General features: G+C 39.8%; 11 protein-coding genes. 5 read left to right on the top strand and 6 right to left on the bottom strand.

Features of this window, described 5'->3' with window-relative positions; genetic code table 11:
* Positions 1-53 precede the first annotated feature (53 nt).
* The 6 genes from QCQ61_RS03995 to QCQ61_RS03970 all read right to left on the bottom strand — a co-directional run bounded on the left by QCQ61_RS03995 (position 54) and on the right by QCQ61_RS03970 (position 7,156).
* A complete protein-coding gene (locus QCQ61_RS03995; protein WP_279449430.1) occupies positions 54-2,276 on the bottom strand; it encodes a TonB-dependent receptor in 2,223 nt (740 codons plus the stop codon).
* A gap of 200 nt (positions 2,277-2,476) precedes the next feature.
* Positions 2,477-2,890 (bottom strand): hypothetical protein, encoded by a 414-nt coding sequence (locus QCQ61_RS03990; RefSeq protein ID WP_279449429.1) that lies wholly within the window; start codon positions 2,888-2,890, stop codon positions 2,477-2,479.
* A gap of 193 nt (positions 2,891-3,083) precedes the next feature.
* Positions 3,084-4,172 (bottom strand): T9SS type A sorting domain-containing protein, encoded by a 1,089-nt coding sequence (locus tag QCQ61_RS03985; RefSeq protein WP_279449428.1) that lies wholly within the window; start codon positions 4,170-4,172, stop codon positions 3,084-3,086.
* 12 nt (positions 4,173-4,184) lie between these two features.
* The gene (locus QCQ61_RS03980; protein WP_279449427.1) at positions 4,185-5,348 is read right to left on the bottom strand and encodes a zinc-dependent metalloprotease; all 1,164 of its coding nucleotides are present in this window, start codon (positions 5,346-5,348) and stop codon (positions 4,185-4,187) included.
* Between the two features lie 189 nt (positions 5,349-5,537).
* The gene (locus QCQ61_RS03975; RefSeq protein WP_279449426.1) at positions 5,538-6,623 is read right to left on the bottom strand and encodes a T9SS type A sorting domain-containing protein; all 1,086 of its coding nucleotides are present in this window, start codon (positions 6,621-6,623) and stop codon (positions 5,538-5,540) included.
* Positions 6,624-6,667: 44 nt separating this feature from the next.
* Positions 6,668-7,156 carry a hypothetical protein gene (locus QCQ61_RS03970; RefSeq protein ID WP_279449425.1) on the bottom strand — a complete coding sequence of 163 codons (489 nt, stop codon included), beginning with the start codon at positions 7,154-7,156 and terminating at the stop codon, positions 6,668-6,670.
* Positions 7,157-7,379: 223 nt separating this feature from the next.
* On the opposite strand from QCQ61_RS03970, the gene uvrC reads away from it, so the two are divergent.
* The 5 genes from uvrC to QCQ61_RS03950 all read left to right on the top strand — a co-directional run bounded on the left by uvrC (position 7,380) and on the right by QCQ61_RS03950 (position 13,268).
* The gene (uvrC, locus tag QCQ61_RS03965; protein ID WP_279449424.1) at positions 7,380-9,173 is read left to right on the top strand and encodes an excinuclease ABC subunit UvrC; all 1,794 of its coding nucleotides are present in this window, start codon (positions 7,380-7,382) and stop codon (positions 9,171-9,173) included.
* Positions 9,174-9,217: 44 nt separating this feature from the next.
* Positions 9,218-11,449: a patatin-like phospholipase family protein gene (locus QCQ61_RS03960; protein ID WP_279449423.1), complete on the top strand. Its 2,232-nt coding sequence runs from the start codon at positions 9,218-9,220 to the stop codon at positions 11,447-11,449.
* A gap of 161 nt (positions 11,450-11,610) precedes the next feature.
* Positions 11,611-12,774 (top strand): homogentisate 1,2-dioxygenase, encoded by a 1,164-nt coding sequence (locus QCQ61_RS03955; RefSeq protein WP_279449422.1) that lies wholly within the window; start codon positions 11,611-11,613, stop codon positions 12,772-12,774.
* Between the two features lie 46 nt (positions 12,775-12,820).
* Positions 12,821-13,060 carry a DUF4160 domain-containing protein gene (locus QCQ61_RS15540; RefSeq protein WP_431605803.1) on the top strand — a complete coding sequence of 80 codons (240 nt, stop codon included), beginning with the start codon at positions 12,821-12,823 and terminating at the stop codon, positions 13,058-13,060.
* Positions 13,041-13,268 carry a DUF2442 domain-containing protein gene (locus tag QCQ61_RS03950; RefSeq protein ID WP_279449421.1) on the top strand — a complete coding sequence of 76 codons (228 nt, stop codon included), beginning with the start codon at positions 13,041-13,043 and terminating at the stop codon, positions 13,266-13,268. Before QCQ61_RS15540 ends, QCQ61_RS03950 begins: the two co-directional genes overlap by 20 nt.
* The last annotated feature ends 11 nt before the right edge of the window (positions 13,269-13,279 follow it).

Here is a 13,279-nt window from a genome sequence, read left to right as displayed (position 1 = left end):
GGTTATTGTGGGTGCAATTTAACCAAAAAGAACATTGCCCATAAAATCATTAGTTAAAAATTAACGGTTATCTTTCCTCTTAGAAAAAACGGCGTTCCGGGCGTAAAATGTATTTCTTCCACAGCTTCCGGTTCGTCAAACAATCGGCTTTCGGTTGCAAATTGGGTTTCGTTCCATTCGGTATCGAAGAGATTTTCAATTGCAATTCCAAAAACAAAGTTTCTAAAAGTATAATTTATATTTAAATCCGTCACAAAATAACCTTCGGCAACAATGCTGTTGTCTTCGTTTGCAGCTCTGTCTTTTAGATATCGATAGGTAAGTCCGCCAGAAAAATTTGCGAGATTTTCAACTGCAATTCCACCGGTTGAGGTAAAATCCGGCGCCAGCGGAATGTAGTCTGCGCCATTGGGCTCCTCAGTGCTTCGGGCGTAGGTGTAGTTTGCATCGCCGTAAAAATACAGCCAGTCCGTTGCTTCGTAACGCAGGCCAAAATCAATGCCTAATCGGCGGGTTTTTCCGCTGGGCTCTACAATCCCGGCATCGCCAACATACACAAATTCCTGTTCCAAATACAAAGCCCAAATAGCTGTATTGAAAATTAGATTGTCCGTCAGTTTATAGATTCCGCCCAAATCAGCGCCGTAAGCCGCGGGCAAAATATCCTCGCCGTCATTGGAAACAACCACACGGGTATCGTTGGAATGGAAACCAATTCCCGATTTCAAAAACAATTGGAAATCGCGGCTCGGGCTATAAATAAAATTCAATTTCGGACTGGCGAAAACTTTGCTTTCACTTCGGTTATTGTAGGTTGGCGAGAGTTTGTTTTCGTAATCAAATTTGAAATAATCCAATCGCAACGCAGGATTTATTTTGAAATCGCCCAAACCAATTTCTGTATTTAAAAAGGCGAAACTGTTTATTTGGTCCACATTTCCGAAGGCAATCCGGTCCAAGATTTCATAGCGGTTTTTGGTGTGCGAAAGTTCCACGTCGTTCACATCGTCGTAGCGAACGCCAATTCCTGCGGTGTACTTAAAATCAATTGTTTCAGAATATATTTTATCTGAAAACTCCGTTTGGAAACCCAGAATATTTCGGTCTTCGCGCTGTGCAATTTGGTCGCCGTTTACGGGGTCTTCCAAGAAAAATGTAAAGTTTGAAAACAGTTCAAAATCATAATGCGAATAATATGCGCGGGTTTCCAACTTTTTGTTGTCTGAAAGCAGTTTGGAATGGTTTATCAACAAATTGGTGCGGCTGGTGTTTCCGCCTTCGGTATCGTCAATGGCTCCAAAACGATCAATCAGTCCAGCATCAATGGCGCGCTGCGGAATTTGCCCCGAAGCATCCCACTTGCTTTGGAAATGCGAAGCGGTAAGTTGCAGTTTTTGGTTGTCGGGCAATTTCAGATTGTACTTCGCCATCATATTAAAGCGGTTGAAATTCTGCGGTGAATCAAACGGACCGTTAAACGTGTTGAGTGAAGCCGCAACATAGGCATTGCTATTCTTCGTATCCATAAGGTTAAAAAGCCCCACGGTCCTAAAAGCATCAAACTGCCCGTATTCCACAGAAATAGAGCTTTTGTCTAGCTTGTCCAAGGTTTTGAAAGCTACGTAACCTGCAGTGGCAAAATCGCCGTATTTCGCGTTGTATGGACCTTTTCCGAAGGAAATTTTCTCGATGGTTTCCGGGATTAAAAAGTGCAAATCGCTGTACCCTTGCCCGTGTGCGTGCGAAACCATATTTACGGGCATTCCATCTACGGAAAGATTGATGTCGGTTCCGTGGTCTATATCAAAACCGCGCAAAAATATTTGTTCCGCTTTTCCACCGCCGGCGTGCTGGCCAATGATTAGTCCGGGAACTTTCCGCAATATTTCCTGCGACGATTTTACGGGCGCGGTCTTTAAATCTACCGCCACTATTTGGCTGAGCGTGTTTACTTCGGGTGTGATTGTAACCTGTTCTAAAGAAACTGCGGCTTCGTTTAAAGTAATGTTTATAGGTTCCGAAAAACTTTTGGCAGCTACGGTGTATTCAAAAGTATTGAAGCCTAAAATTGAAAAGCTTATTTGGTCGTTTTCGGCTACATTTTCAAGTGAAAATTTTCCAGAGGCGTCGGTGTGGGTATGATTGCCCGAGGTGCGGTCAAAAACCGCTACATTTTCTAAAGGTGAATTATTGGGGTCTGTTACTTTTCCTTTTAGCGATTGCGATTGCGCAATACCAAAGCATAGCATCAGCCCCAGTAAGAGTATTTTTTTCATGGGTGATTGGTTTAAAAAATTTAAATAATTGGGTTACCGAACAAAAAATGTCTCGGTTAAAATATGCTTGCGGAATAAATTTCTATTTGAATATACGTAACGTGTTTTATCAGTCTGAGCTTGTTAAAGACATCTCTGGACGTGCACATCGACAGGCTCAGCGTGACACGGAAAATTCAATTAAATTTATATTGCAAAACTTATGAAAAGAATGTTTCGGGAGGCGGGCTGGGGATGGTTTTTACGCTTGTCGGAATATGAAAAGTGTAAGTAAAAATGTTGCTGATATTTGTTTTAAATTTGAAATTGACGGGGGGATAGTCCTGTGCAAAATGCTTATCAAAAGTATAATTGAAATACATACTATCGTGATCGCTGGTCTCTTCCGAAGAAAATATTTTAGAGAAAAATGTAATCAGTTTGTGCTCGTGCGTATGTTCGTGGCCCAACAAATGGTCTTCTTGGTGGTGCGAATAATCTGTATGCGCCAGCACGTGAGAAAATGTGTGCATTCCTTCCACTAGCTGTTTCTGCATCGGGTTGAGCAAATACAAAGCTGCAAGGAAAAGCACGACATGCTTTTTAAAGGAAATATGAAAATTGCTTTTGGGCATTTTTTTCGGGTTGGTTGTAAATAGATACGCAAGATTCGGAAGTTTGGATTTTTAAAAAGCTTGATTTAACCGTTTCTTAACTATTTTTGATAATGTATTCGGTGTGGATGAAAACCGAACTCCATAACACTCTAAAACCAAAAAAGGGCAGCCACAACAGCTCCCTTTTTCTAATTTTAAAGTACAAAAAATCTTACTGCACCACCAACTTTTTGGTAGTAACATCATTGCCGGCTTTTAGGGTTACAAAATAGACTCCGGCGGCATAGCCTGAAACATCCAGAGGTACAACAGCAGTGTTTTCCAATAGCTCTTTGCTTTCCAAAACCTGCCCCAAGTTGTTGGCCACGGTAACGACCAGCCCCTCAAACCCGTGGTTGGGGAGGTTTATTGCCAAGGTGCTCGTTGCCGGGTTGGGGTACATGGTAAAATCTTCGAGTGTTGCCTCGGCCACGCCCAGCGCATCGCACTCTGCTTGGTTGTTTACAAAGGTGATGTACGGATCAACCAACCAATCGTCCAGATAACTGGCGTTGGCGTCGTCCACAAGGATACAATCGAGTTCGCCTGTAGTTTCAGTAACAACAAAACTCACTATATCTTCATTATTGCCATTTCTAGCATCCAATGATAAAATTGGGTTAGAACTAGCTCCCAAACTGTGGAGTGCTATATTTGTGGTCAAATCCAATTCGGCAATATCATTGTAACTCACCGAAAGAGAAGTAAGCGCCAGATTTTGTGAGGTGTTCAAAAAACCTGTGATCTCATTATGATCAGCGAAAACCAAATCCAACACTGTATTATTAGTCAAATTCAAGCTAGTTAAGTAATTGAAAAAGCAGTATAATTGTACTAGACCAGGGTTATGAGAAACATCCAGCTCGGTCAAGTTGTTTTCTGGACAGTTAATAATCTCCAAGGTTGAGGTAGGGGGGAGTATTAATTCGGTAACGCTACTGGATTCGCAATTTAGCCCCCATAGGTTCATATTCTGCGAGACATCCAAAACCGGAATGATGTTATAGGCGCAATTTAAGAGTTCCAATGCTGCAAAATCCTCAATCCCAGTAAGATCATGGATGCCTCGCGAATTTACCAATAAGGTGTCTACATTTTCAATGTTTGCCGTCAATACCAAACCGTTATTTGGAATGCCGTCACCCATGCCATTTTGCTCGAGATGGTTTTCAAAGTTTGAATCCGGTATAGCAGTGTATTGTGCAAAACAAATAAATGAGCTCAAAAGAGTTATAAAAACCAACAATTTTTTCAAAATCATAATACTGGTTTTTTAATGTTCTACAATCAATTGTTTGATAGTCAATTTGCCATTCTCATAAAAATGAAGAAAATACAATCCTTCATCGAGGTTAGAGGTATCAATGGTTTTTAACACATTTTGACTTTCGCCAGAAAGTACCATTACTCCATAGGCATCGTATATTTGAAAAGGATAGGTATTGACTGGTTTTTCCCTAAGGTCGAGATTTAGTTCTCCATCCATTGCGTTTGGATAGTAGTTTAGGCCTGCGGTGGCGCAGGGATAGCCCGAAAGAGTGTAATTTGAAACGGCAGTCAAATAAAGTATATTTACCATTGCAATCTTCATTCTATTACCTTGATTGGTTGAAAAATAATACATGCAGGGAATAACGGTATGCCCCATTATATTTTGTTCATCGGGATCATAGGGATCACCAGGATCATTGGGGTCTTGGGGATCTCCATTTCCATCAAAGCCGCTGCCCAACCATTGACAAGTAGAATAATCGATATAATAAAGCATATCGGGATCTGCTGGGGTATCCGTTATATAATCGCCGCAAGTAGTTGAGTTTGATCCATCCACAAATTCTGGACATTCATTCGGATCGCCCGTACTCTCCCCTGTTCCGTGATGGGTATGCCACAATGAAAGAACATGTCCCATCTCATGGGAAAGAACGTGTGATTTAACTGCTGGATATTTTTTATGTGTAACGGGATCCTCAAAAGAACCTGAAACAAGAAAAGCTGTTTTTGATTCATTTGTTAATCCGTAACCTCCACCGAGAAAAATAATAGAATCATCATACATATAAATATCTACTCCATCGGTATGATTATTAATATTAAATATATCACCATTTGGACTAGAATATGTATCATCATCATCGATATAATCAATTTGATGGTCCCAAACGAAATAGATGTTATGAGGATTAAAAGCGGTGTCCAAATAACTCAATGCCAAACTTACATCGGCAGGAGATTGCCCGCCAGTATGGTTGGATTTTCGAAGTACATGAACATAAATCCGAACACAAAAAGAGTAATTTGAATAATTTTGGCTTCTGTAGGGCGCCATCAATACTTCGGTGTTGGCAGCGGCTATGGTGTCAATTTCGCAATATATTTGGGCGGAGATGTTCACGGACATAATAAGGACTAAAAACGAGAGTAGTAATTTTTTCATAACAGTTTGGGTTTTTTTGGCCGTTCGTCTTAAATATAAGTTAAAATGAAGCTTTCTGCAAGATTTTTCTTAAAAAATTGCTAATAACCCATTTATAATCAGAATGTCTAATAGTTTTCGGACAACGAAAAAACCAAAAAAGGGCAGCCACAACAGCTCCCTTTTTCTAATTTTAAAGTACAAAAAATCTTACTGCACCACCAACTTTTTGGTAGTAACATCATTGCCGGCTTTTAGGGTTACAAAATAGACTCCGGCGGCATAGCCTGAAACATCCAGAGGTACAACAGCAGTGTTTTCCAATAGCTCTTTGCTTTCCAAGACCTGTCCTAAATTGTTGGCCACGGTAACGACCAACTCCTCAATCCCCTGGTTGGGGAGGTTTATTGCCACGGTGCTTGTTGCCGGGTTGGGGTGCATGGTAAAATCTTGGAGCGTTGCCGTTGGCACTCCCAGCGCATCGCACTCGGCTTGGTTGTTTACAAAGGTGGTGTACGGATCAATTAACCAATCGTCCAGATAGGTGGCACTGGCATCGTCCACGAGGATGCATTTTAATTGACCCGTGGTTTCGGTGGCTACAAATGTTGCTATATTCTCATTGTTACCATTGCGGGCGTCAAGAGTCTCTAAAGGATTGTCGCTTACTCCAAAGCTTATAAGCTCTACGTTATGTGAAAGATCCAAAGCGGTGATATTGTTGTAGGCAATGGTTAAAGATGTAATTGAAACATTGTTGGAAGTGTCAAAATATCCGTTAATTTCATTATGATCCGCCCACAATAAATATAGATTCGTATTTTGGGTAATATCCAATGATGTCAAAAAGTTCCATTCACAATATACCTCGATTAGGTTTGGGTTTTGGGTCAAATCCAGTTCTGTCAAGAAATTTTCATCACAATACAAAAACTCTAAATTTGTGCTTGGAGGTAAAATTAAGCTTGTCAGGTCAGTTGAGGTACATCCAATTGCAATAAGCTGGTTGTTGTTGCTGAGGTCCAGGATACCCCCGAGAGGGTTAAAAGCACACCCCAAATATTCTAAGGCCATAAAATCCTCGATGCCCGTAAGGTCGCCAATATTCTGGTTGTTTACAAACAATTCCGTTACCGTATTAATATTAGAGGTTAGCACCTGTCCATTATTAGGTACCCCATCCCCCATTCCGTTCTGCTCTAGGTAGTTTTCAAAATTGGGGTCCGGTATTGCCGTGTATTGGGAATAGCCAAATACACTATAAATAAAACAGCCAATGATTATCAAATACTTCATACTATTTAATTTTAATGTTCAATGACCAATTGTTTCACGATAAGCTATACTGCAGTTAAATTTTCATTTGACGAACCCCCACCGGTTGCGATATCCAATTCCGCACTGTCATCAAACAGATAGATGTCGATTCCATCGTTGTGGTTGTTGATGTTAAAAACCGCCCCGGAAGGGTTTTCATATCTATTCGTGTCATCAATGTAGTCAATTTGATGGTTCCACTTAAAATAGATATTATAGGGATTATAGCTGGTATCCAAATAGCTAAGTGCCTGATAGACATCAGAGACGGATTGTCCGCCCGTACCATCACTCTTGCGGATAACGTGTACGTACAGATTTACGCAAAAGGAATAGGAGGAATAATCCAGACTTTTATAAGGAGCATACAGCGCTTCCTTATTGGCGGAAGCCAAGGTGTCAATTTCGCAATGGATCTGTGCGTGGGCCTTATCGCTCATCATAAAGATCAACGAAGCTAGAAGTAAGAAGTAAGAAGTAAGAAGTAAGAAGTAAGAAGTAAATTTTTTCATGATTTGGGCCATTTAAAATTTATAATGGTTAAATATACGTTAAAATTTAAAAAAAAACAATTTCATCAAATGGAAGAAAAATCCCAATAGAGTTTCGCTGTCTTTTCATTAATACTGTGTCTTCGTGTATCCAAAAAGTCTTGAAAATAGTAAGATTATCATTTAACATTTTACCCTTCAATTTCATTGCGCATAAAACCTACAATCCACTATCTTTGAGCCTATGGCCCAAGCTTCGGTAACACTTCAAATTGCAACACTTCCCGATTCGCCCGGTGTTTATCAATACTACGATAAGGATGGGAAATTGTTGTATGTGGGCAAGGCCAAAAACCTGAAAAAACGCGTTTCGTCCTATTTCACTAAAAATTTTGATAACAACCGTACGCGACTGTTGGTGAAGAAAATTGCGACCATCAAGCACATCGTAGTTAAAACCGAAACCGATGCGCTTTTGCTGGAAAACAACCTTATAAAAAACTATCAGCCACGCTACAACGTGATGCTGAAAGACGATAAAAGTTATCCGTGGATTTGCATTAAAAACGAACGGTTTCCGCGGGTTTTTCCAACGCGACGGATGATAAAGGACGGCAGCGAATATTACGGGCCGTACACGAGTATGAAAACCGTACACACGCTACTGGATTTGATAAAAGGCCTGTACCCGTTGCGCACCTGCAACTACGATCTTTCCGAAGAAAAAATTAGGGCAGAAAAATATAAAGTGTGTTTGGAATATCACTTGGGAAATTGCGCCGGGCCTTGCGAAGGGTTTTATTCCGAAAAGGAATACCATGAAAATATTGAGGCCATCCGGAATATCGTAAAGGGAAATTTTAAGGATTCGTTGCACAAATTTAAAAGTCAGATGAAGCAATTGGCAGCCGATTTAAAGTTTGAAGAGGCACAGCGGGTAAAGGAAAAGATTGATGTTTTGGAGAATTATCAATCAAAATCTACGGTTGTAAATCCAAAGATTAATAACGTTGATGTGTTCACCATAATTTCTGATGAAAGTTATGGGTACGTAAATTTTCTTCAGATTTCGCACGGCGCGATTATCCGATCGCATACGTTGGAAATAAAGAAGAAGTTGGACGAGACCGATGCCGAATTGCTACAGCTTGCCATTGTGGAAATTCGGCAACGATTCAATTCGCTTTCAAAAGAAATTTATGTCCCGTTTGAAGTGGAATTGGGCGAGGATATAAAAGTACACGTGCCGAAACTGGGCGATAAAAAAGCAATTCTTGAACTTTCTGAAAGGAACGCTAAGTATTTCCGAATGGAAAAATTCAAACAGGTAAAAATCGTGGATCCGGATCGCCATGAAAAGCGTATTATGGCTCAGATGAAAAAAGATTTAAGGTTGACCGAAGAACCACGACATATAGAATGTTTTGACAACAGTAATATTCAAGGCACAAACCCTGTGGCCGCCTGTGTGGTTTTCAAAAACGGAAAACCGAGCAAGAAGGATTATCGTAAATTCAATATAAAAACGGTGGAAGGGCCCGATGACTTTGCGTCGATGGAAGAAGTGGTTTACCGCCGTTACAAAAGATTATTGAAAGAGGAGCAACCCTTACCGCAACTAATCATCATAGATGGAGGAAAGGGGCAGCTTTCATCATCGTTAAAAAGTTTGGATAAGTTGGGATTACGCGGAAAAATAGCTATTATAGGAATTGCAAAACGTTTGGAAGAATTGTTTTATCCCGATGACCCCATTCCGCTATATTTAGATAAGAAAAGTGAAACTTTAAAAATAATACAGCAATTACGAAACGAGGCGCACCGTTTTGGAATAACTTTTCACAGAAGTAAGCGTAGCAAACAGGCGTTGAATACAGAGTTAGAAACCATTGCCGGCATTGGTGAAAAGACGGTAGTTGAGTTGTTAAAACATTTTAAAAGCACAAAACGAATTGCAGCAGCCAATTTTGAAGAACTCTCAAAAGTTGTGGGAGCCAGCCGAGCGAAGAAATTAGTTGAACATTTCAGCAATAAATAATAATAAAAAATAGTAATAAATAATAATAAATAATAACCCCATTAATGAAGCACCTGCCCCTTGTAGTATTATTAATAATTTCATCCTTCTCCTTTTCACAAGAAAAACAACAGGACTTAAAAGTGGGTCTCGTGTTGAGCGGTGGCGGGGCAAAAGGTTTGGCGCATATTGGTGCTTTAAAAGTAATTGAAGAATCGGGCGTGCGGATAGATTACATTGGCGGGACTAGTATGGGGGCTATTATAGGCGCGTTGTATGCGTCGGGATATTCGGCTAAACAGCTAGATAGTATTTTTAAAGAGACTAACTTCAGCACTTTAATACAGGACGATATTCCGCGAAGTTCAAAAACATTTTACGAAAAAAAAGAATCTGAAAAATACGCGTTAACGCTTCCGTTCGACAAGTTTAAAATTGGTTTCCCATCCGGACTATCAAAAGGGCAAAATGTGTATAATCTGCTTTCAAAATTAACGAGTCACGTAAGTAATATTTCAGATTTTAGCGAGCTGCCCACTCCTTTTTTCTGCGTTGCCACAAATGTTGAAACGGGGAAAGAAGTAATCTTAGATCGCGGCTATCTACCGCGTGCCGTTATTGCCAGCGGAGCGTTGCCATCACTTTTTAGTCCGGTGATTATTGACGACAAAGTGCTGATAGATGGCGGTGTGGTAAATAACTATCCGTTAAACGAGGTGCGCGCCAAGGGAATGGATATTATTATTGGTGTGGATGTGCAGGACAGCCTTAAAACCCGCGACAATTTAAAATCGGCTTTCGAGGTTTTGGTACAGATAAACAATTACCGAACTATCAACGATATGATAGAAAAACGAAAAAATACCGACGTTTATATTCACCCAAATATTAAGGATTTCTCGGTGGTTTCATTTAATGAAGGTAAAAAAATTGTGGAGGCTGGCGTAACCGCTGCGGAATCGTTTAGCGATCAGCTTGCTGAAATAGCTTCGCAACAAAGACCTTTTGAAAAGAAGGAAATTAAGTTTGAAGACTTAGATACCATTTATATAAAAGAGGTACGCATTGAAGGCATCGAAAAATACAGCCGAAGTTATGTGTTGGGGAAATTGAAGCTTCGCACCCCAGATAAGGTTAGCTATAAAGACTTTAGTGACGGCATCAACAATCTTTCTGCTACCGGAAATTTTCAGGATATTAATTATCGATTTTTTGAAGATGATAACAATCAAAGCACACTGTTGTTGCAATTGCGGGAAAGCAGCTCGTCTATGATGCTTCGTTTTGCGGCGCATTATGACGATTTATTCCGCACAGCGGCTTTGGTAAACATTACCCGAAAACGGCTGTTAACTAATAACGATATTGCTTCATTAGATTTAATTGCCGGCGACAATCTGCGCTATAATTTTGAATACTACATAGACAAAGGTTTTTATTGGAGCGTGGGCTTTAATTCAAAATATCATTTTTTTGAAGCCGATGTGCCTATAGATTTTATTGATGCAGATTTAAACGCTGAACTATCGTTACCAATCAATAAAATTTCCATAAAATATAGCGATTTTACCAATCAGCTATATTTTGAAACGCTCTTTCGACGGACTTTTGTTTTTGGCATGGGAGGAGAGCATAAATACCTTAGATATCTTTCTGAAACCATAGGAACAGATGATCAGAATTTGCCACGGACAGTTTTTGAGAGCACCAATTATTACAGTGCCTACGGTTTCTTAGAGTACGATACTTATAACAATAGTTTTTTTCCAAAATCGGGGGCTTATTTCTCGGGCGATTTTCATTGGTATCTTTTCGCACACGGCCGCAATAAGGATTTTCAACCATTCTCGCTAGCAAAAGCAAAATTTGGATATGCACATACATTTTTTCCAAATTTTTCAGCCCATTTTACAAGTGAAGGCGGTTTTAAATTAGGCGGCCCCGAAACTACAACTCTCGATTTTGCTTTGGGCGGGTACGGTTTTAAAGAGATGAATAATATTGTGCCTTTTATGGGTTATGAAGCTATTTCGCTCCGTGGAAATACTTATCTTAAATCTACCCTTACCCTTGATTATGAAATTTTCAGAAAAAACCACATCAATATTTCAGCAAATATTGCCAACGTTGGTAACGACCTTTTTGAAAATGGAGAGTGGATAGATGGTGTAGATTATTCGGGCTATTCTTTGGGCTACGGTTTAGAAACAATTTTGGGGCCAATGGAACTTAAATATTCCTATTCGCCAGAATTGGATCGCAGCGAGTGGTATGTTGCGCTGGGGTATCGGTTTTAGCATAATATTGAACGTTTAGCTCTAATATTTTTCCGATATTTGTAGAGAAGAGTTATTAAGTGGTTTGGTTGTTAAGATATTAGGAAAAACTTTAATCACAAATTCATATTTTGCGATAAATTAATGAACACAATAACTCAATAACCCATTAACTTAAAAAGATGCCTTTCTATCACAAACTGGGCAAGATACCGCCCAAACGCCATACGCAATTCCGCAAACCGGACGGAAGCCTTTATTCAGAACAACTTTTCGGAACCGTTGGTTTTGATGGGATGTACAGCAATATTTATCACGAGTATCGCCCCACACAAGTAAAGGAAATATTAAAACAGTACAACGTTGCCCCGAAGATTGCACGCGCCAATAATCTGGAATCGCTTCGGCTAAAAGGTTTCGACGTAAAACCTGAAAAAGATTATCTAAGCAGTCGTAAAACGGTGCTTACCAATAGCGATTGCAGTATAATACTTGCCGCGCCGCAAGAATCGCAAAAGGATTATTTTTATAAAAATACCGATGCTGATGAATTGATTTTTATCCACAAAGGCAGCGGAAAATTGCGAACCTTTTTAGGCAACCTCGATTTTAAATACGGCGATTATTTGTTGGTCCCCCGCGGAATTATTTACAAAATAGATTTTGATACGGAAGACAACCGACTTTTTATCGTTGAATCGCGACGCCCAATTTACACCCCAAAACGTTACAGAAACTGGTTTGGGCAGCTTTTGGAACATTCACCTTTTTGCGAACGCGACATACGCAAACCACAGGAACTTGAACATCACGACGAAAAAGGGGAGTTTTTAGTAAAAGTGAAAAAGCAAGACGATATTTTTGAGATGGTTTACGCCACACATCCTTTTGATGTTGTAGGATACGATGGGTACAACTTTCCGTACGCTTTTTCAATCCACGATTTTGAACCCATTACCGGGCGTATTCATCAACCGCCTCCAGTGCACCAAACTTTTGAAACTGATGCCATGGTAGTATGCAGTTTTGTGCCTAGGCTATACGACTATCATCCAGATAGTATTCCGGCGCCGTACAACCACAGCAATATTGATAGCGATGAGGTGTTGTATTATGTAGATGGCGATTTTATGAGCAGGAACGATATTGAAGCAGGACAGATAACGCTGCACCCTGCCGGTATCGTACACGGTCCACACCCGGGGGCTGCGGAAAGAAGCATTGGTAAAACAGAAACAGAAGAACTGGCCGTTATGGTAGATACTTTTAAACCATTACAGGTAACCGAAGATGGTTTGAAACTTTCCGATGGCACGTATTACCAGAGTTGGCTTGAAAAAGAGTAAAAAGTAAGCGGTTACAGTTGGCAGTTATGAACTAACACAAAAATCCATGCCTCCAATTTTTTTTCAAAAAAAAAAGGGTTATCGTTTTTTCTTTTATAGTAACCAACATTTGCCGATACATATCCATATAGAGAAAGACAATAAAACAGCTAAATTTGAAATTTTTCCAACTTTCTTAATCAAATCGAGAAAATTCAATGCCTCCGAGATTAGGGAAATTCGTAGTTTAGTGGATGAAAATAGTGGCTTAATTAAAAATAAATGGAATGAGTATTTCAATAATTAAATCGACTAATGCGGTTAGTATAAGTTTCGAAGATTATAAAATGAAAATAGTTTTTGAAGATGGCAGGGAATTGTTAATCCCTTTGGAATGGTTTCCAAAACTTAGAAATGCGACAGAAAGTGAATTAAATAACTGGCGGTTTATTGGAGATGGCGAGGGTGTTCACTGGAAGAACTGGATGAAGATATTCTTATTGAAAATCTTCTAAAATAATAATAG

It is taken from the genome of Aequorivita marisscotiae, from assembly GCF_029814825.1.
Classification (GTDB): domain Bacteria; phylum Bacteroidota; class Bacteroidia; order Flavobacteriales; family Flavobacteriaceae; genus Aequorivita; species Aequorivita marisscotiae.
Note: the sequence above shows the minus strand (reverse complement) of the source record. Positions and strands in the feature narration are given on the sequence as shown.